The following is a 20,276-nucleotide window of genomic DNA, read 5'->3' on the forward strand; positions in this document are numbered from 1 at the left end:
TTATATTTTGTATTTTTGAATTCAAATAAAAACATAGTTAATGAAAAACATAATAGCCTTAGCAGGAAGCAATAGTAGTAATTCAATTAATAAGAAATTAGCAATTTATGCATCTGAGCTTTTAAACGGTGTGAACGTTAAAGTGTTGGATTTTAACACTTTTGAAATGCCAATATATAGTGCAGACCGAGAACAAGCTAATGGTCAACCTAAAGAGGCCAAAGATTTTGTAAATGAAATAAAGAACTCCGACGGTATTATTTTATCGTTGCCTGAATATAATGGGGCTTATACAGGAGCTTTTAAAAATGTATTCGATTGGGCGTCTCGTGTAGAGCAAAAAACATTTTTGGGCAAGCCTATGTTATTGATGGCTGCGTCTCCAGGTGGTAGAGGAGGAGCTTCAGTCTTAGCTATGGCCAAGGATAGATTTCCTAGGCACGATGCTAAAATTATTGAAATATTTTCCTTTCCGAAATTCAATGAGAATTTTTCGGACGGAAAAATAATCAATGAGGAATTAGATAGTGAACTAAAATCTAAAGTAAAAATATTTCAAAATAGTTTGTAACATGGATATACAACATTCAGAATTTGAGAGAAAAGGAGAGTTTTATTATGAAAAAGACGGAAATAAATTAGGCCTGATGACCTACAGCAAAGCTGGTCCATCCAAAATTATTATCGATCACACCGAAGTTGATCCGTCTTTGCAAGGTGAAGGTGTGGGCTACAAATTAGTTGAAGCCGCAGTGGAATACGCGCGTGAAAACGATATAAAGATTATGCCTTTGTGTCCTTTTGCAAACGCTGTTTTTAAAAAACGAGAAGAATACAGGGATTTATTGTTTTAGAACAAAATGAAACTGAAAACTGACGACTAATAAAGATGGGAGATTTAGCTAAAGACATTAATTCTAAGTTTGAGAATAATAGAGTAAAAGCATTACTCAACATTATTTATACGGCAAACTGGATAACAAGTTGCCAGAATGAATTTTTTAAGGATTATGGCATAAGTCCACAGCAGTACAACATTTTAAGAATATTACGTGGAGCAGAGGAGCCCTTAAAAGTTCAGACCATTAAAGACAGGATGTTAGAACGCTCGCCTAATGCTACTCGTTTAATGGATAAACTTTGTGCTAAAAACTATATAGAACGTCTACCATCAGAACATGATAGGCGTGTTGTTAAAATAACGATTACTGAAGTAGGGAAGGCTTTATTAGAATCTATCCCCAATAATTTAAATAAAGATTTGTTGAAGAACCTCAATGAAGAAGAAGCAGAACAACTTAGCAATCTATTAGATAAAATGCGTTGACAAACGTATAGTTTGTCATGCTGAACTGACACACTGAGTAAGCCTGTGCTGAGCGCAGTCGAAGCATCAAAGCGTTGTTTCAGTATCATATAATTAATAAAGTATATTTTTTTAACCAAATAGTTTCCATGGAAACTATTAAATGAAAGTAGAATGAAACAAAACACAATAAAAAGAATAGGAAGAAGCGATTTCGTTAATATGGGACCAATTAGGTTACGACAACCGTTTCCGAAACAAAGTATTGATATGATAGATCCTTTTATTCTATTACATCATTACGGTCCTTATAAAATATCTGAAGAGCATAACCCATTCGATTTGGGTCCGCATCCTCATCGTGGTTTTGAGCCAGTGACGTTTCTTGTTCAAGGAGAACAACTGCATAGAGACTCTCTTGGTAATGAAAGCATTGTTAAAGCTGGAGATGTGCAATGGACAACGGCTGGCCGGGGAATAGTTCATGCCGAGGCACCGACCAAAGCTTTTGTAAAAAAAGGCGGTTATATTGAAGGCATACAGTTATGGTTGAATTTACCTGCGGAAAAGAAAATGATTCCAGCAAATTACCAGCATGAAAAACATGAAGACTTTAGGCGCGTCGTTTCGGAAGATGGAAAAGTAGAAATAAAGGTAATATCGGGAGAGTTGAACGGTACTTATGGAAGAATTTCTACTCAAACTTCAGTAAACGCTTTTATGATTGAAGCTAAAGAGGGTGGTATTTTTGACATTCCGATTAATAAAACACATCAATCTCTGATTTATTTACTAAAAGGAAAGACAAAAATAAATACCGAAATCTTAGAACTAGATAAAAATCAATTGATTGAATTCAATCAGGATGGTGAAGGATTTAGAATTGAAACCCTTGAAGACAGTCTTTTACTTTTTCTTTCTGGAGAACCTTTAAATGAAGAGGTGGCTACTTATGGACCCTATGTGATGAATACACAGACAGAGCTCATGGAAGCCATGCGAGATTACCAAATGGGTAAAATGGGGTTTCTTCCAGCTAATTAATAATTGTCATTCCTGCGAAAGCAGGAATCTCATACTATAAATAAGTATAACTAGATTTCCACTTTAGTGGGAATAAAAAACAAGTTTTTCTATGAAAACAATACTACACAAAGCAGACACAAGAGGCTATGCAGACCATGGCTGGCTCAAATCATACCATACTTTCAGTTTTGCAGGGTATCAAAACCCTGAGCGAATGAATTTTGGCATGTTAAGAGTTTTAAATGATGATGTGGTACAGCCAAAAATGGGCTTTGGAACTCACCCACATCAAAATATGGAAATCATTTCCATTCCTCTAAAGGGCGCATTATCTCATAAAGATAATATGGGAAATAAGCGTGCGATTGAAGTTGATGAAGTTCAGGTGATGAGTGCTGGAACAGGACTAACACACTCAGAATTTAACGATAGTAAAACAGAAGAGGTTAATTTTCTACAGCTTTGGATTCTTCCAGAAGAAATGAGTGTTGAACCAAATTACGAACAGCGTAAGTTTCCGAAAGAAGGGAGAAAAAACAAGCTGCAAACCGTTGTGGCTCCAAAAGACAAATTGGAAGGTGATGCATTGCCTATAAGTCAACAAGCTTTTATATATAGATCTGACTTGGAAAAAGGTAAAACCTTAGCCATAAGCCCTCAATCATCTAATAATGGATTATATGTTTTTAATGTCAGTGGAAATTTTAAAGTGGCTGATGTAGAGCTTTTAGATAGGGATGCAATTGGGATACATGATGTTGACGAGGTTGAAATTTTTGCTAAAGTAGATTCAGAACTTATCATTATAGAGGTTCCGATGTCATGACGCATTGGCGTTCATTAGAATATTAAAAGCATCCTAAACAAGGATGCTCTTTTAGTTAAAATCACGATATTTGTTTTTAACTAACTATCTAAAATTAAAAAAGCGATTATGGCGATGAATAAAAATACAGTGCTAGCATGGGCTACCACAATTATGATAATAGTAGGACTTGGATTGATTGCACTTGGTGCATTTAGATATGACGAAGTTGCCGGATGGGGATTTGCTTCAGTTGGTATAGGGTTTTTTGCTATTGCATGGGTGTTTAATGCTTTAAAAGGACGTGTATAATGAGTGACGATAAAAAAGTTATTTTTTCAATGGCAGGTCTTACTAAGACCTTCCAAGGTGCTAATACACCAGTTTTAAAGAATATTTATTTAAGTTTTTTCTACGGGGCTAAAATCGGAATTTTAGGTCTTAATGGTTCAGGTAAATCCACATTGCTTAAAATTATAGCAGGCGTTGATACCAATTATCAAGGAGATGTCGTTTTTCAGCCAGGGTATTCTGTTGGATTTTTAGAGCAAGAACCCATCTTAGACGATTCTAAAACCGTGTTAGAAGTCGTAAAAGAAGGAGCTGCTGAAACTGTCGCAATTCTTGATGAGTATAACAAAATCAATGATATGTTTGGTTTGGAAGAGGTGTATAGTGATCCAGACAAGATGGAAAAACTGATGAACCGTCAAGCAGAGCTCCAAGACCAAATAGATGCTGCCAATGCATGGGAATTAGACACTAAGCTAGAAATAGCCATGGATGCTTTGCGTACACCTGAAGGCGATAAAAAAATAGAAGTTTTGTCAGGAGGAGAGCGTCGTAGAGTGGCTTTATGTAGATTGCTTTTACAAGAACCAGATGTATTGTTGTTAGATGAGCCAACGAACCACCTTGATGCGGAATCTGTTCATTGGTTAGAACATCATTTAGCACAGTATAAAGGTACGGTTATAGCTGTAACACACGATAGATACTTTTTGGATAACGTGGCTGGATGGATTTTAGAGCTCGATAGAGGTGAAGGTATTCCGTGGAAAGGTAATTATTCGTCTTGGTTAGATCAAAAATCGAAGCGACTAGCCCAAGAAAGCAAAACAGCTTCAAAACGTCAAAAGACATTAGAACGAGAGCTAGAATGGGTAAGACAAGGTGCTAAAGGGAGGCAAACCAAACAGAAAGCACGTTTAAAAAATTATGATAAACTTTTAAGTCAAGATCAAAAGCAATTAGATGAAAAATTGGAAATCTATATTCCAAATGGACCTCGCTTAGGTACTAACGTCATTGAAGCCAACGGCGTCAGTAAGGCTTATGGAGATAAACTATTGTACGAAGATCTTAATTTTAATTTACCACAAGCAGGTATTGTTGGGGTTATTGGCCCAAATGGTGCTGGTAAAACGACCATCTTCAGAATGATTATGGATGAAGAGGCACCAGATAAAGGTGAATTTAAAGTCGGGGAAACGGCGAAGATTGCTTATGTAGATCAGAAACATGCTAATATAGACCCTGAAAAATCAATTTGGCAAAACTTTAGTGACGAACAAGAATTGATTTTAATGGGAGGACGGCAAGTAAATTCTAGAGCCTATTTAAGTCGTTTTAATTTTTCTGGTAGTGAGCAGAATAAAAAGGTAAAATTACTTTCTGGTGGTGAAAGAAACCGTTTGCATTTAGCAATGACACTAAAAGAAGAGGGTAATGTATTACTTTTAGATGAGCCAACTAATGACCTTGATGTCAATACATTAAGAGCTTTAGAAGAAGGTCTTGAAAATTTTGCTGGCTGTGCAGTTGTGATTAGCCATGATAGATGGTTTTTAGATAGAATTTGTACGCATATTTTGGCATTTGAAGGTGATAGTCAGGTGTATTTCTTTGAAGGTAGTTTTAGTGATTACGAAGAAAACAAGAAGAAAAGATTAGGTGGGGATATAATGCCTAAACGCATTAAATATAAGAAGCTAGTTAGGTAAACGATATCTCGAAAATGTAAAAAGGCACGCATAGCGTGCCTTTCTTTATTTATGTACTTGTGTATTGTATTTAATTATCACCGTATAAATGACCGCCAGTAAAATCTTTGTAAGTATCATCTAGACTATTATAGGCATTGGTTTCCATGAGTTTTTTATTTTCCGCCTTCAACTTGTACATCTTTATAATTGCAATACCAATAAAAACAAAAAAGACGGCAGCAACAACTATTAATATAATGGTCAATTGTTCTGTAGAGACCATTGTAGCTAAAATATGTAGGAAATTATACATAACTCACAGTTATTATGATTTGGATTAATAATCAAATATAGACTTTTTTCTAATTTGTAACCTATTAATTTTAAATTATTTAGAAAAAGTTCTTAACAAAAGCCTCGATTAACTGTTAGTTATACCAGCCCAACTGCACAACTTTTACATTAGAAGTACCTTTGTTTACTAGAGATTTAAAGGTTTCAACATCACTTAATCCATCTTTTCCTCTATAATGATAGGGATAAACTTCTTTAGGTTTAAAGTCTATAACAGCACTCGCAGCACTTTGAACAGTCATAGTGTATGGCAAATTCATGCATATAAAAGCTTTATCTATATCTTTTAGATTGCGCATTTCTGGTATATCCTCAGTATCTCCGCTGATGTAAACACGCTCATCTGTGATATTTAGCACATATCCATTGCCACGTCCTTTTGTATGAAAATTCTTTGCCTCTTCTCGTAAATTATACATGGGAATAGCTTCAATAGTCATCGAATTAACTTCTGTTGACTTACCATTATCTAAGACAATTATACTTTTTCCAAGGCCTTCTGGTAATTTTTCAGCTATAGCTTGTGGAACAATGATATCTGCATCTTCTAAATTAAGCGCTTCCAATGTTTTTACATTTAAATGATCACCATGTATGTCAGTAATTAAAACCATGGTTGGTACTTTCTGACCTTCAAAGGCTTCAGCACCTCCTACAGGATCGACATAAATCACTTGGTCTTCAGTTTCTAAGACCAACGTTCCATGGTTTATAGGAATAACTTTGACTTGTGAGTCAGTCATCGTAGCCTCAGTTGTTCCTTCATCTACTTCAGTAATTTCTACACTGTCTTGTGATTGGTTCTTGTCATTTTTACAACTATACAATAAAACTAAAGCTGTAAACAATAAGGTTAGGGTATTAAATTTCATAATTATTAGGTTTTTTATAAAAATAACGATTCGATATGGGAAACGAAATTGCTGTAACATTTTTCTGTTTTTTCCTACTTATAAATTGAAGCGAAAGTTTTTATACTCATAAAAATTGTCGAAATTGCTTATCCAAAATTTGTTCAATCCTTTAAAATTCAATCCTTATGTCTGATGAATTCGATTTATTAGAAACCAATTCCAACGAAAAACAAGAAAAAGTTGATGTCAATTGGGGCAAAGCTATAGATACCATGAAATCTAAATTGGCCCAAGAAGATGACCCTGAAGTACGTCAAAAAATATTGAATGCTACTTTGGATGATGTGGTACACATGGCCGAAAAGGACAGAACAACACTATTGGATGCTATTAAAGATCTTACAGATTACCAGGATGAGGTTGGGATTATATTTGAGGATTTTTCATCTTTAAATGCCGATGAACAAAAAATAATTGACAATGCCATTAAACGTTTAGAGCGTGCAAAGGTTGAGTTGGAGGATGCTGAAAACAAACCAGATACGTGGTGGAATAACCTTTGGGGGCGTAAAAGCAAAATAAGAAACGCTGAGGAAGAACTTAAAGCGGCTCAAAAAGACAGGGATGCTGCAGATAATAAGGCAAAAGCTATGTTTCAGCAACGTATAGAATCTGCTGATGTTCAGACCTTATTGAATGAATTGTCATTTAAAAGTCAGGCTGCTGTAAAGCGTTTAAAAGACCGCGAAATAGAAATTAAAGAGGTTGAGGACAAGTTACAAACGGCAATTGTAGAAGCGACGAAGAACCATACCAGAGCTTTAGAAAAGAAAAAAGAAGTTGAAGATAAGCTCGAAACTGAATATGCAAATCTTAAACAAGCACGACAGGCTTTAGAGGAAATTGTAGATAAACAGTCTGCAGAATATGCTGAAGCGATTGGGAAAGTCACAACGATAGAACAGAAGGTCGAAGAATTAGAGGGTCTCAAAAATGCTTATACGACCTTGGCTGCGAGTAAGGATAGTTTTGTACACAAGCATAACTTAACGATTAAAGTATTGACTTCTTTGAGAAGTAATTTACAGACGCATCGAGCTAAATTAAAATCGGATACCGAGGAGCGACTTAAATATTATGACGGTTATGTGGTGGCTTTAAAAGCGAGAACTGATCAAGAATTTGCAGCTATTTTGGAACACTTAGGAGTGAAAACTGATGAGCATATTGGCGAAACCCTCGCATCTATGCATACAGCTAGTGCTAAGGCACGTCAAGAAATGATGGATAACATTCCTGTTCACGAAAAAGTTATGCAAGGTGTTTACAGTAGCTATGCTGAGGCCTTACAGGAAATTCGTGCTAAAGATGTTGATATTCAGAAGAATTTCGCTGAGCGTTATGGTATTGATATGAAGGAGATTTTTGAAGAATACTATAAGTCTGATGGAAATGCTGAACCTTCTAACGATTCAGGTGGAGTTGGAAACGGTGCAACTGAAGACCAAAAAGAGGAAGATTTATTGTCGTAATACATGATTGTTACCCCATTAGATTCGGCTCATTTAGACTCAAAGGCTCAATATGAGTTCTATCATAGCATGGTGGATTTTACAATCAAGGAATTGATTGTTAAAATGCAGCAACAACATTTATGCAGCGATAAAGAACTCATTTTCTTTAAGCAATACTGTGATTTGTTTTTGTATTCTATTGAAGCCATGCGTGTAAAATACATGTATGACGATGAGGAAAACATGAAAATTGACCTCACTGATTCTGGTTTTCCCAATTATTTAGAATTTAGGTACCTCTTTAATGATTTAGCATTACGACAAGAATATCTCAATAAACTCACTGATATTGAAGTGTTACAAGAAGAGTTTTTAGATACTTTAATGCGAAAGAAGCAGCCCATCAAAAAATCGCGTTTGTTCCAAGCGGCTTCAATTGTGTATTACACTAATGTAAAGCAAGAATATATTTTTAATCGCTTTGTTCAGGGTAAAATAGTTGAAACACCAGAGGCAAAATCAACAGAGTATATGACCAGCTGGAGTTTTTACGATGTGGCACACAACCGACCTTTTGTTTGTTTTATGTATTTCGATTATGATGGTAGAAACCCCAATTCAGATAAAGTAACTATATACGAAGCCATAAAACAAGTCGCAGATCGTAAAATGAATTTAGATGCAATGGCTTATGCTATTGACCGAAAATTACCAGACGTTTTTCCTAAGCATATAAAACGGATTGATTTAGGGCCGTTGCATAATGTGTTTGCCAAAGATGAGAATGAAGTCACACATGCTATTTTGGAAAGTATTGGTAAGAAAGAAATTCCGATAGAATCGTATGCCTTTTCACTAGAAGTGGATGAAGTGTTCTCTGGAAGTGAATTTAAAGAAGGTAGTTTTTTTAGTAAACAAACCTTGCAACGTTGGAGTGATGTTGTAAAACAAAAGTATGTGTTGGCGCCTCACAGAATCATACAGATGCTATATAACAAAACACCAGAAACGATAAACAAATTGGCTAAGCCACCTATTGAAGTTAGCAGTCTTCAGTATACAGTCAGTAGTACATCTAAGAAAATGACTAAGTAATGAGTTTCAAAACATTATTAGCATATCAAAAAGGCTTCGATTTAGCTATGGAAATATTTCATATAACTAAAAGTTTTCCCAAATCAGAATTATTTGGATTAACTTCTCAAATGATACGATTAAGTAGAGCTGTGTGTTCTAACATTGCAGAAGGATACAGAAAGAGACAATACGAAAAACATTTTAAAAGTAAAATTTCTGATGCTGATAGTGAAAATTCTGAAACTCAATTATGGCTAGATTTTGCAATAGCTTGTGAGTATATTTCAGAAGAAAAAAGATTAGAATTACAAAATAAAAGTGAAGAAATAGGAAAGCTTTTAAATTACATGATAAACAATCCAGAGAAATTTGGTTTAAAATAAAAACTAATACAGTCATGAATAAGTGGAGTAGAAGAATTACTGAAAACTGCCAACTGCATACTGAATACTAATAAAAAATGGAACACAATTCAACTTTTCCTATAAAACAGAATGAGCTTGATATGCTTAGAGACGAAGCGACGTCTTACTTAAAAAGTATTCAATGGGAGCAAAGTCAACGTGCAAAAAATAGAGATAAGGACGCAAAAGACGAATCTATTTTATTGTATCTCTCTAGGGCAAATAATGGGGGAGGTTCAGCAGATGTAGTTTCTGTATCTAAAACGGTTTTGGCTTTAAAGAAGCGACTACTACCAGAATCTGTTGCGCTTCCGCTATTTTTAAATCAAGCATTATTCGCCATTCAAGAAGGCTTAACTTTAGGAATTTGGATTAAAGACAGTTATTATGACGCATCAGGATTATCGAGTTTAATAGAACGAAAATCAACTTTAGATGTAACAGCTAAGCGAGAGTACGAAAGCAAAATGCATACAGCCACGGCTTTTATGTTATTTTCAATAGCCTATAAAATCCTTCATGATTTAAAGCCTTATGCATCTGATGACCTCAGTGTGGTGAAGCAAAAGTTCGGTGGTTTACCCGAAGCCTCTTTGTTATCTCCTTTAAAAGGAATTTCCTGTGCTCTGTATTATTATGATAAGTATTTAAACCATCCTGAAATTATAAAATCCGATAAGGAAGTTATTGATTTCACGGTTGTTTATTTTGAAGCATTAATTGCCGAAATTCAGCTTAGAAAAAGCACATTAGAATACACTGAAACCATAACGGACAGAACCTATAAGCTCGAAAAGTCGGACTTTGCAATTTCTGGTTGGAACAATGCCTTCGAAGGCACAGCTAAAAGTGTTGAATTTAACAAAATTCAGTTTGAGCAAATTGTAGGAAACCGTGATGCAAAGCACTTTGCCAGACGATTGACTGAACGTCTTTTGAGTTATGATTTTGCGGTAAAAAAAAATCCGTTTCAAGAATTAGGCGGGTTTATGCCGGTGTTTATGGGTTATGGAATTCCAGGAACAGGAAAGAGTATGCTTATAGCAGCTATTGCGACACGACTTAAAGAGCATAGCGATAATCTAGACATCCCCTTTTTATTCCACCCGATGCCAGATACACTGATAAGCACCTTTCAGGGTGGCTCAGCAGAAAAGATGGTAGAGTGGATGAAACCCTTACAGGATCCTTCAAAGTTGATTTTTGCACCCATTGATGATGCAGAAAATAATTTACAAGAAAGAACGGCTCAAGGAGTTTCTGCAGGTGTTAAAGAAGTTATAGGCGTGTTTTTGAGATATACAGAAGGTGCTTATGCCGTAAATTATGGTAATAGTTCTATAGGCTTATTTACAAATTTGCCTGAGATGCTTGATAAAGCTGTTATTTCTAGAGTACAAGGTCGATTTAAAATTGATGGTGCTCGTACTGAATACGATTTCTTAGATCAAGATTATTTATGGTGGAATAAACTTAAAAACACAATGCCAGACTTTGTAAATATGGAAGATCCAAAGGGTTATAAGTATCTAGAAAATCAAGGATTGGCAAAATCTATGAGCGATATTTTAAATATGGTTGAAAAACCAACTGAAGAACGAGTTCATAAGGTATATGATAGAATTGAAAAAGAACATAAGCAAGAAGAGCATTTGTTCTATGCAGCACTTTATAAGGAGATTCAAAAGATTTTCCCGTTTTTCTCATCAAGGGATGTTAGGAATATCCAATCTGCAATTTCATTACGTTTAACCGATTTTGATTTAGAAAAAGATTGGTTCGAGAATCCTGAGACGTACTTTAAGAAAGATTACGACACTAAGTTTTCCATGCTGCAAGAATTAATGAAAGCTAACATGAAAGGCTTAGACTTTTCTGAAATTAGACGTCAAGAAGTGATTCGTTATTTAGATAACGTCGCTACAATTGCTGATACGGACTTCAAACGAAAAGTTGATGCACGTATCCATCAACTCAATATTGAAGCTGAGGCGAGAGATCAGTTTGAGAAATAGATATGTGTTATTTTCATTGCGTAAAATGATAGTGTTAACAATTAAAAATCTCTAAATATTAAAACTGAGATTTAGTAAAAGTATAGTTAAAATGGATGAATATGATTTGGATCGAATGATAATGACTTTAGGGGAAAATGCTCCACAAAATGAAGCATATTTTGGACTAACTAACGATGACTATCCAGATATAGAAGCAAATAAAGCTGGTTTATTGCTTTTTGCAAGACAGCTTTTAAAAGCAACTCGGTTATTTGAAGATAGAAAAAATAACGAAAATAAAAGTATAAGAATAGATCATGGTGATTGGTGTAAATTATTTGGGCTTTTTGAAAGTGTTGAGCCAGTATATGATTCTCGCTATGAATTTCTTCAATCAATCAAAAAACCCTCTCGATTAAGTGAAATAGCTAAAGGAATATTTTCTATAGCTTTTTTCATTATGCTGATTTTTTTAATCATAGTTGGCAGTATACAGGTTTTTAATTGGTGGTTTTAAGGGTTGTTACAATTTTAAAAATAAGTATTTGGTAAAAGTTAAAAACATACATCATACCATCCTATCCAAAGCCTGGGCGACATTAAAACGCATTGATTTTGATTATCAATTCAGTAGTGGTAAATGGAAACGACTTTCTAGAGAATGTTATAATCGTGGAAATGGCACGGCCATTTTTTTGTATAATCCACAAAAAGGCACAGTTATTTTAACCAAACAATTTAGGATGCCTGCTTACGAAAATGACAATAATGACGGTATGTCTATTGAAGTTTGTGCAGGCGCCATTGATTCTGGTGATATGCCTTTAGAGACTATTGTAAGAGAGGTAGAAGAGGAGGTGGGGTATAAGATTACTAATGCAGAGCAAGTTTCTACGGCTTATATGTCGCCAGGAGCAATAACTGAGAAAATGTATTTTTTTATTGCTGAATATAATGATAAGATGAAAGTAAACGAAGGTGGTGGATTGGATAGCGAGAATGAAGATATAGAAGTCTTAGAATTTCAATTTGAAGAGGTTTTAGAAATGCTGAGAGACCAAGAAATTAAAGATGCTAAAACAATTATGCTAATTCAATATGCTCAAATCCATAAGTTATTATAATGATAAAAGAAATTAAAAAATCAATGATCAAAAAGTCCTTTCCTTTGGAAAGGATTTCGGATAGGCTTTTATGAACAAACTTAAACAAGCAAATCTATATAGAAGTGAATTATTACCCGTAAGTGGTAAATTGGTAGAGCGCTATAACAAGTGTTTAGATACCCTCGGTTTTAATAGAACAAAACTTAAAACATTCTCTATTGATGGTATTGGCTGGAGTCCTGAAATTGCAGAAGAAAAAGAGGACCTCGACTACTTAAATCACGGGGAAGCAAATCCTCATGGAATTATCATATCTCCATTGCAAAAAGGGAAACCTGTGTATCTACCATATCATTCATTCGATAGGGACATGATGAAGCACGTCTTCCGAACACACGGGACAAAAATCAATGATATTACAAGAGATTCCGCTATTTGTATAGATTTTGACCAAGGCATTGATGTATTTTATGAGCCCCTAGATGTACTTAAGTATGATGAAATTAATGTTCGGTTTCGACTTATAGATGATTTAAATAAAATTCAGGAGCAGCAGCTTCAACTCGTTGAAAAGTTTAAAAGAGACCATAATTTTATTGATGAATCCCTCCAGACAGAACTGCTTAAATCTGCTAAAACTTATGGTGACTTAAGGAATCGGGATTTAGATCTTCATCCTATCGGGTATGCAACAGATTCTTTTTTCACAAGATCTTTTGGTGGTATTTATGTTTTGAGGGATTTTATAAAACCGATTATCATATTTGAGGATAAGGACGCTTACAAAGAAGCTATAAAAGATACAGTACACGATGTGTTGATTTATCATATAGCTCAAAAAGAATTGGTTATAAAACTGAGGGAGCATTTAATTATAGGTTATAATTTAGAAACCGCTGTAAATACCGATAAATACGATAGGATAAAGAAAAATGAACTGGCGTTTTGCCTTAAAAACACTAAACATCCTATCCGAGATATCTTAGAGGATAAAGTGTTGTTTAAGAGCTATTTGAATAAAATAAATATCGACGATCGAAAACGAGTGATGTCAGTAGAGCTTTATCTCGAAAAGTTAGAAAAAAGTAATGCTTATAAAATTGAAGATATTGTAGATGAGAAGTTGTTTTTTGCATTGCACCAGCCACACTCATCTTTGTCAGCAAGTCATAGAGACCTTATTCATAAGCTTTTGGTGAACATCGCTCCTAAAGATGTCCTATTTTTATATTGGTATGATAAGGAGCAGTTTTATAAAAATTATGATGCTTGGGATGATTCTTTTAAAGACTGGGTTATTGAGACCATAAGTAAGAATATATAGTTTGAAGTTAGGAGATTGAAGCCGGAAGTTAGGAGTAACGAGTTCATAATTATAGTAACAAATGCGTATTATTTAAGACATATAATATGAGGTTTAAGTTTGAAGATTTACTGATTTGGCAAAAAGCAATGGATTTGGGTGATGAAATGAATATACTCGTCGATGGTTTTCCAAAAAAAGAGATATATAATTTATCTTCACAATTAAGAAGGGCTTCAGATTCTATAGCATTAAATATATCAGAAGGTTCAATTTTGCAATCTGGACCAGAATATAGAAGGTTTCTTGGCTATTCAATTCGATCAATTGCAGGAAGTTGTTACTTGTTTGCACAAAGCTAAAAGAAGAAATTATATAGAGAATGATAAATTTGAAAGATATTACAAGGATTGTTTTGACATCATGAATATGACAATCGCATTTAGAAATAAGATTAAATAATAACCGAGTTAAGTGAGGACTTCATACTTCCTGCTTCTTAACTTCTAACTATAACATCATGGGACTAGAACTTGTTATTTTTATTGCAGCAATACTATTCGGAATTTTCTTGTATTGGCGGGAGTCTAATGGAAATGGTGCTTATCGCTTTTTAAATAAGATAGTGAATAGTAAAGAGCTGCAAATGTCTGCTGATAATCCAAAAGGCTTTGTCTATAAACAAGCGTTTATACCGCGACTCATTTTTGTGGTCTCTTTTTTCTTGGTTATTGCTTTGGTGCTTGAGTTTTTATTTCCTATTTCAGTATTTGCGAGTTATGATGGTATTTCAGCCTTTGCTTCAATTGCATCAGGGACACTTATTGGTACTTACGTTGCTCATTTTGTGATTCGTTCATCAAAAGTAATTGATGAGCAAAGCGATTCTTTAAGCGATTATGTCGAAAACACCTTTGAAAAAGGAAAAGACCTTATTGAGGATTTAAAAACCAAAGATGCTAAGGTTGTTGAAGAGGCCAAAAAAGAAATTGAGAATGAGCCTGAAGAAGAAAAGAAATCAGCGCGAGAACGCCTAAAGGATAAGGGTTTAATGTGACGCTTAGCGTCATCCTGAATTCATTTCAAGATCTCATAAATAATATATTAACTAATCAACCTATCCAAATAATTACAACCTAACGAAGTATTATGATAAAAAACTATTGGAATAAAGGACGTAAGCAAAAACGGATTGTCATTATTAGTGGATTAGTTCTGCTCATTTTACTGTTTGTACTGCGTGATGATTACCAACCTTTTCTTTTATTCCTTAGAAAATACTTATTCATCATTTTAGTGAGTGTATTGGTCTTATTTTTAGGACTTCGTAAGTTTAGAAATACACCAAGCACTGGACGTCGTTTAGGCATTTTAGGTCTATTAATAGCGTTATTCGGATTTTTATATGTATTTGGTTGGCATTATGAGTTGTACGATTATATGAAAACTTATAATGTATACAAGCACCTCAATAAAAAAGAAATACACGAGTTGCCTCTGACTCAGAACGAACGTATTCAGCCTCTTAGAAATATATTTTCTATGGCGAATGAAAGCGTCGGAGAGACGAAAGACGTTTCGCTTCCCCATTTAGTGAGAGTTGATAATGAGAACAAATGGACAATGGCTATTCAGCCGAGTGAAAAATACATTATGCAGCGTATTAGTGATAATACTGAAGAAGTATTTTCAGTAAGTAGCACAACACCTTTTCCACGATTTTCAAATGAAAACCGAATACCAGTTACCTTTTCTATAGGGGAGTCCTTAAAATTTAGTAGAAATACATATAACGCCGTAGTACAGCGCTTCAATCCGTGGATGCTATTCAATTATGAGCCGAGTGATACATTTTATATGAAAGATGATACTGGTGAGTGGGTGCAGGTCGTAAGCCTTATAAAGTGGAAAGGTTTCTTTTTTCCTTACCCAACCTTTGGAGGCGTGATGATTATCGAAAATGGAGAACACGACATCAATGATTATTTAGAGCGTATCACCATCGGGAAAGGTGCTTTTGTAAGTCCTGATGAAATTAAGAGTTACGATTTTTTATCTAAGCAGAATATTTTATCCGAAAAAGTCTCGCGGCTACAAGCAGAATCTTTAAAGTTTCTAGGTGGATTTACTAACCCTTTACCTTGGAATAGGGAAACTGCAGTAAAAATCCCTGAAATGCCAAAAGACCAAAACCAACAGCCTTATGTTACCGACTTTGATTTTGCAGGTACAAATACCAATGCCTATAGTGGTCTTTATCACTGGTTTGGATTAGAGCCTTTTGGTTTGGAGCGGACGAGCTTGAGCTACAGTGTTATTATACCTGCTGATGGTTCGGATAACTTATACTATTATGACCATGCCAGTAAAAAAGAGGGCTATGCTGGCGTTTCAGCAATGCCATTAAAAGTTAAAGAATCACGAAAGGAAATAGATTGGACAGCAAATACACCTGTAGAGTTTAGACCTTATGTCAAAGATATTGCAGGTCGCAAACGCCTATTCTTTTTGGGAACTGTGTCTGCGATTAGCGAAACCAACGCACAACAGTTCGATGGGTCTGCAACGCCAGACTTGGTTTTAATTGACAGTGAATACAGAGATGTGATTTGGATAGATGTAAAGCATCCAAGTCAATGGGATAAAACAGTTTATGATCAATTGAATGAAGCCTGGAGAGGCGAAGAAGGTATTGGTTACTACTATCAGGAAGAACTAAAAGATGAAGACATTAGGCAACAAGCAATGGACTCTATGATTGCTATTCCGCGAGTAAATAAAAATACTGATGAAATTGAACGCTTACAACGACAGATTGATTCGTTGAAATCTGTTGGGAATTAGTTATAAATTGCGAAAATACTTGGACTAAAATTAAACTATATAATTTTTGTGCAACTTTTTTATTTTCCATGTGATAGTCTTAATATTTTTCCATTCCAAGAGTCAAAAACTAATTCAAAAACGCCTCCTTTATAATTTTTTGGAAGTGTTCCAAAAATAACCCAGTAGTCATCAATCAGATAAACATGATAGGGTTTTTCAAATTCGATTTGTTCTTTTCCGTATTGCTCAAACAAAATCAATTCAGCGTATATAATTGCGCTTTCTTTTTTAGGAATCAACTTGAAATTCATTTTGGTTCGATCATAGTCAACTTTTAATGCCAGTTCGAGTTGATTTTTAGCATACTCTTTGTATTCAGAATCTTGAGCTTGAATATTTGTGAAAAATAGAATACAGGTTACTATTATAATTTTTAATTTCATTTTCAAATTGTTTTTCAAATAGTATATTCAATAATTAAACACACAAATAAAAAGCTAACTAAACTGCTTCTTTAAATCGTCAACAACTGTTTCAATTTGTTTGTTTTTGTGTTTACGCTCTAAAATTACAGCAGGTGCTTGTCGCACTTTACAGTCAGAGATTGTACATCGCTCACAAGTAACCCCAACGTTTTGAGATTTAATTTTACTGTCTTCTAAAAAGGACAACTTACGCTTCAGTTGTTTGTTAATAAGTAAACCAACGCTTATACTTCTGTAGTGTGTTTCTTTAAAAGGGTCTTTTGTGGCAGATGACAATACCAGATATTGCATATCATCCTTTGGGTAATGTGAAATTTGTATATCAAAAACGTGGTCTTTTTTGCTGTTGCTAATGTCTTTTAGAACATTGAGCGAAACCCATCGTCTGCAATAATGTTCATTGGTTTCATTGGCATGAGGCGAATGTTGATGCGATAAATGCAACTCTTTTTTTAAATAAAATCGCTCAGAATCTGTTTTATGTGTAAACCTTAAAAAGAATAAATTTTGAATATTAAAAGCTTTGGGTAAAATGTTGGTTAGTCTTTGGTAAAATGATTCTGGTGAAGCGTTAAACGAGCTTATCATCTTTAAAAACTGACGCTCATCAAATGTTTCCTTGTCAAATAAAGCTTCCAATTGTTCGGTTAGAGCTGCTTTCGGTATAATTAGGGCGCCTGCAAAATAGGACGCATAAAAATTGTTGAGTACTTGATCAAAATTTTCAAATTTTATCCAAGAAAAGGTGTATAAACGTTCCTTGTAATTAAGATAATTGTATGCAAGCTCCTTTGCGTAAATAAATGTACGTTGTGCATCATCTATGTGATTTGCCAACAACAAGGTTTTGGATTTCGGAATAAAAATAGAACGCAAAGTATCTAGTTCTTTATGCTTTTCTAAGTCTTTATTATTAATGGTATAACCATATTCTTCAATAAGTATTTCTTCTAAATCACTTGATTTTATAGGTTTTGTTAAATCAATTTGATAGGCTTTTGCAAATTTTATAACCTCTTGTTCTAAATCATCAAAGTAGTTGTTGTTTGCTTCCTGAAACGAACGCACAGAAGCCAAATAAAAACTCTCTTTACTAAAACTATAATGTTGAGCAATTTCAATAATGGTACTTATAAACGCATTCACTTTTGCTGGAGCATTGGCAACTATATCAATTAAATCACCTTCTTTAATTCCAAATAACTCTAACGGAATTTCCTTAAGAATACCCGATTGTAAAATCTCACCAATAGGAGCGAGATTTTTATCCAGTTTTAGTGACACCATATTGTCATAAGGCACGTCTAGTTTTTCAGAAAGAATGGAGATTTTATCAGGCTTAGGGTATTTTTTCCCTTTTTCAATCTCGTTTAAATACGACTTTGATAAACCTGAAAGCTTAGATAATCCAAACAACGATAAATTCTTCTCAGTCCTTATCTGTTTTAGCTTTAATCCAAAAATGAGTTTAATATATTCTTCTTCCATAAAACAAATATAGCATTATTTGCGAATTATTATATATAGCGAATTTATATTTTTAGCGAACGTTCGCTTGTTTTTTTAATTTGTTTGTTATATCATTGTATCCATAAAATATTAAGCGCATGGAAAACACATTATTAAAGCCTTTAAAATTTCAGTATTCAAGAGAAGTTAACAACTATTATCCTGAAGTTTTAACTGATGAAGCTCTTGAGTTCTTAACAGCTTTGCACGAAAAATTCAATACTAAAAGGCTGCAACTTTTAGAAAAAAGAGAACTACAACAACAAGATTTTGATAAAGGTGAGTTTCCAGATTTTCCCGAAGAAACAAAATCCGTTAGAGAAGGCGATTGGGTTGCGGGAGATATTCCTCATGATTTAATTGACAGACGTGTGGAGATTACAGGTCCTGTAGACAGAAAAATGATTATCAACGCACTTAATTCTGGTGCAAAAACCTTTATGGCAGACCTAGAGGATAGTAACTCACCAACATGGAAAAATGCTATTGAAGGTCAGCAAAACCTTAAGGATGCCAATAATAAAACCATTTCCCTTTACGATGTAAAGCGAGGTAAAACATATCAATTAAATAATGAAACTGCTGTTTTATTGGTGCGCCCAAGGGGTTTACATTTAAATGAAAGACATCTACTAATTAATAAAGAAGAGGCTTCAGGAAGTTTGGTTGATTTTGGCTTATATGTGTTTCACAATACAAAAACACGTTTAGAACATAACACAGCGCCTTATTTCTATTTACCAAAATTGGAGCATTATTTAGAAGCACGTTGGTGGAATGAGGTTTTTGAGTTTGCTCAAGACTATTTGAATGTGCCAACAGGGACATTTAAAGTAACTGTTTTGGTTGAAACGATTACTGCGAGTTTTCAGTTGGATGAAATTATCTACGAATTGAAAGACCATATTGTAGGACTGAATTGCGGACGATGGGATTACATTTTTTCGTATATCAAAAAATTTAGAAATCATGACAATTTTGTAGTACCAAACAGAGATCAGGTAACAATGACATCGCCTTTTATGGATGCCTATTCAAAATTGGTCATTCAGCGTTGTCACAAAAGAGGAATCCATGCCATTGGAGGAATGGCTGCACAAATTCCTATTAAAAATAATGATCATGCCAATATAGCAGCATTAGAAAAAGTGAGGTTGGACAAAGAACGTGAAGTGCAAAATGGTCATGATGGAACTTGGGTTGCTCATCCTGCTTTGGTAGAAGTGGCAATGAAAGAGTTTAACAAACACATGCCAACACCAAATCAATTGCACGTAACCAGAGATGATGTGAAAATCTCTAAGGAAGATTTGGTTGAGTTACCTAAAGGCACAGTGACTGAAGAAGGCGTTAGAAAAAACATAAATGTAGGTATTTTATATACTGAAGCTTGGCTACGAGGTCATGGAGCTGTTGCGCTTTACAATTTAATGGAAGATGCTGCAACTGCCGAAATTTCCAGAACTCAACTTTGGCAATGGCTCAAAAATGAAATGATTTTGGAAGATGGTAGAGTTTTTAACACTGAATTATATGCAGATATTTTTGATGACGAAGTAGAAAAACTAATTCTTCAGATTGGAGAAGAAAACATAAGAAATACCAAATTTAACCTAGCAATTAAACTATTTGATGAGCTAGTAAGTGCTGAAGAGTTTGAAGAATTTTTAACGCTTCCAGCATACCAATACATCTAAAACAAAAAATCCTGCGAATGCGGCAACA

General features: G+C 34.5%; 23 protein-coding genes. 19 read left to right on the top strand and 4 right to left on the bottom strand.

Annotated features, from left to right (window positions below):
• Nucleotides 1-40 precede the first annotated feature (40 nt).
• The 7 genes from ACFEMA_RS13710 (at nt 41) to ettA (ending at nt 5,140) form a co-directional block, all read left to right on the top strand.
• The gene (locus tag ACFEMA_RS13710) at nt 41-571 is read left to right on the top strand and encodes an NADPH-dependent FMN reductase (protein ID WP_411768774.1); all 531 of its coding nucleotides are present in this window, start codon (nt 41-43) and stop codon (nt 569-571) included.
• Between the two features lies 1 nt (nt 572).
• Nucleotides 573-854: a GNAT family N-acetyltransferase gene (locus ACFEMA_RS13715; RefSeq protein WP_411768775.1), complete on the top strand. Its 282-nt coding sequence runs from the start codon at nt 573-575 to the stop codon at nt 852-854.
• 35 nt (nt 855-889) lie between these two features.
• Complete coding sequence (locus ACFEMA_RS13720) at nt 890-1,327, top strand: MarR family winged helix-turn-helix transcriptional regulator (protein WP_411768776.1); 438 nt, start codon at nt 890-892, stop codon at nt 1,325-1,327.
• Nucleotides 1,328-1,480: 153 nt separating this feature from the next.
• Complete coding sequence (locus tag ACFEMA_RS13725) at nt 1,481-2,350, top strand: pirin family protein (protein WP_411768777.1); 870 nt, start codon at nt 1,481-1,483, stop codon at nt 2,348-2,350.
• Between the two features lie 91 nt (nt 2,351-2,441).
• A complete protein-coding gene (locus tag ACFEMA_RS13730; protein WP_411768778.1) occupies nt 2,442-3,158 on the top strand; it encodes a pirin family protein in 717 nt (238 codons plus the stop codon).
• Between the two features lie 108 nt (nt 3,159-3,266).
• Entirely contained in the window at nt 3,267-3,449 is a 183-nt protein-coding gene (locus ACFEMA_RS13735) for a CAL67264 family membrane protein (RefSeq protein WP_369972426.1), read from the top strand.
• Nucleotides 3,449-5,140: an energy-dependent translational throttle protein EttA gene (gene ettA, locus ACFEMA_RS13740; RefSeq protein ID WP_411768779.1), complete on the top strand. Its 1,692-nt coding sequence runs from the start codon at nt 3,449-3,451 to the stop codon at nt 5,138-5,140. Before ACFEMA_RS13735 ends, ettA begins: the two co-directional genes overlap by 1 nt.
• Nucleotides 5,141-5,210: 70 nt before the next feature.
• Here the strand turns inward: ettA and ACFEMA_RS13745 are convergent, their stop codons facing one another.
• Both ACFEMA_RS13745 and ACFEMA_RS13750 read right to left on the bottom strand, forming a co-directional pair.
• Nucleotides 5,211-5,435, bottom strand: a complete 225-nt coding sequence (locus ACFEMA_RS13745) for a hypothetical protein (protein ID WP_411768780.1) — start codon at nt 5,433-5,435, stop codon at nt 5,211-5,213.
• Between the two features lie 115 nt (nt 5,436-5,550).
• Nucleotides 5,551-6,348, bottom strand: coding sequence for an MBL fold metallo-hydrolase (locus ACFEMA_RS13750; RefSeq protein ID WP_411768781.1), 798 nt, complete (start codon nt 6,346-6,348; stop codon nt 5,551-5,553).
• 167 nt (nt 6,349-6,515) lie between these two features.
• Between ACFEMA_RS13750 and ACFEMA_RS13755 the strand changes: the two genes are divergently transcribed.
• From ACFEMA_RS13755 to ACFEMA_RS13805, 11 genes are all read left to right on the top strand, one after another.
• Entirely contained in the window at nt 6,516-7,862 is a 1,347-nt protein-coding gene (locus ACFEMA_RS13755) for a microtubule-binding protein (RefSeq protein WP_411768782.1), read from the top strand.
• Nucleotides 7,863-7,865: 3 nt separating this feature from the next.
• Nucleotides 7,866-8,939 carry a hypothetical protein gene (locus tag ACFEMA_RS13760; RefSeq protein ID WP_411768783.1) on the top strand — a complete coding sequence of 358 codons (1,074 nt, stop codon included), beginning with the start codon at nt 7,866-7,868 and terminating at the stop codon, nt 8,937-8,939.
• Nucleotides 8,939-9,304 carry a four helix bundle protein gene (locus ACFEMA_RS13765; RefSeq protein WP_411768784.1) on the top strand — a complete coding sequence of 122 codons (366 nt, stop codon included), beginning with the start codon at nt 8,939-8,941 and terminating at the stop codon, nt 9,302-9,304. The genes ACFEMA_RS13760 and ACFEMA_RS13765 overlap by 1 nt, the downstream gene beginning before the upstream one ends.
• A 77-nt stretch (nt 9,305-9,381) precedes the next feature.
• The gene (locus ACFEMA_RS13770; protein WP_411768785.1) at nt 9,382-11,340 is read left to right on the top strand and encodes an AAA family ATPase; all 1,959 of its coding nucleotides are present in this window, start codon (nt 9,382-9,384) and stop codon (nt 11,338-11,340) included.
• A gap of 91 nt (nt 11,341-11,431) precedes the next feature.
• Nucleotides 11,432-11,839: a hypothetical protein gene (locus tag ACFEMA_RS13775; RefSeq protein ID WP_411768786.1), complete on the top strand. Its 408-nt coding sequence runs from the start codon at nt 11,432-11,434 to the stop codon at nt 11,837-11,839.
• 28 nt (nt 11,840-11,867) lie between these two features.
• Nucleotides 11,868-12,446: an NUDIX domain-containing protein gene (locus ACFEMA_RS13780; protein ID WP_411768787.1), complete on the top strand. Its 579-nt coding sequence runs from the start codon at nt 11,868-11,870 to the stop codon at nt 12,444-12,446.
• A gap of 70 nt (nt 12,447-12,516) precedes the next feature.
• Nucleotides 12,517-13,752, top strand: coding sequence for a DUF6638 family protein (locus ACFEMA_RS13785; RefSeq protein WP_411768788.1), 1,236 nt, complete (start codon nt 12,517-12,519; stop codon nt 13,750-13,752).
• Between the two features lie 86 nt (nt 13,753-13,838).
• Nucleotides 13,839-14,093 carry a four helix bundle protein gene (locus ACFEMA_RS13790; RefSeq protein WP_411768789.1) on the top strand — a complete coding sequence of 85 codons (255 nt, stop codon included), beginning with the start codon at nt 13,839-13,841 and terminating at the stop codon, nt 14,091-14,093.
• Nucleotides 14,080-14,193 (top strand): hypothetical protein, encoded by a 114-nt coding sequence (locus ACFEMA_RS13795; RefSeq protein ID WP_411768790.1) that lies wholly within the window; start codon nt 14,080-14,082, stop codon nt 14,191-14,193. The genes ACFEMA_RS13790 and ACFEMA_RS13795 overlap by 14 nt, the downstream gene beginning before the upstream one ends.
• 58 nt (nt 14,194-14,251) lie before the next feature.
• Nucleotides 14,252-14,788, top strand: coding sequence for a hypothetical protein (locus ACFEMA_RS13800; RefSeq protein ID WP_411768791.1), 537 nt, complete (start codon nt 14,252-14,254; stop codon nt 14,786-14,788).
• A 92-nt stretch (nt 14,789-14,880) separates the two neighbouring features.
• Complete coding sequence (locus ACFEMA_RS13805; protein WP_411768792.1) at nt 14,881-16,575, top strand: hypothetical protein; 1,695 nt, start codon at nt 14,881-14,883, stop codon at nt 16,573-16,575.
• 59 nt (nt 16,576-16,634) lie between these two features.
• Here the strand turns inward: ACFEMA_RS13805 and ACFEMA_RS13810 are convergent, their stop codons facing one another.
• On the bottom strand, nt 16,635-17,000 hold the full coding sequence (locus ACFEMA_RS13810) for a YbbC/YhhH family protein (RefSeq protein WP_411768793.1): 366 nt from the start codon (nt 16,998-17,000) through the stop codon (nt 16,635-16,637).
• Between the two features lie 54 nt (nt 17,001-17,054).
• On the bottom strand, nt 17,055-18,530 hold the full coding sequence (locus ACFEMA_RS13815) for a helix-turn-helix domain-containing protein (RefSeq protein ID WP_411768794.1): 1,476 nt from the start codon (nt 18,528-18,530) through the stop codon (nt 17,055-17,057).
• A gap of 119 nt (nt 18,531-18,649) precedes the next feature.
• On the opposite strand from ACFEMA_RS13815, the gene aceB reads away from it, so the two are divergent.
• The gene (gene aceB / locus ACFEMA_RS13820; protein ID WP_411768795.1) at nt 18,650-20,248 is read left to right on the top strand and encodes a malate synthase A; all 1,599 of its coding nucleotides are present in this window, start codon (nt 18,650-18,652) and stop codon (nt 20,246-20,248) included.
• The last annotated feature ends 28 nt before the right edge of the window (nt 20,249-20,276 follow it).

It is taken from the genome of Winogradskyella sp. A3E31, assembly GCF_046720935.1.
Taxonomy (GTDB): domain Bacteria; phylum Bacteroidota; class Bacteroidia; order Flavobacteriales; family Flavobacteriaceae; genus Winogradskyella.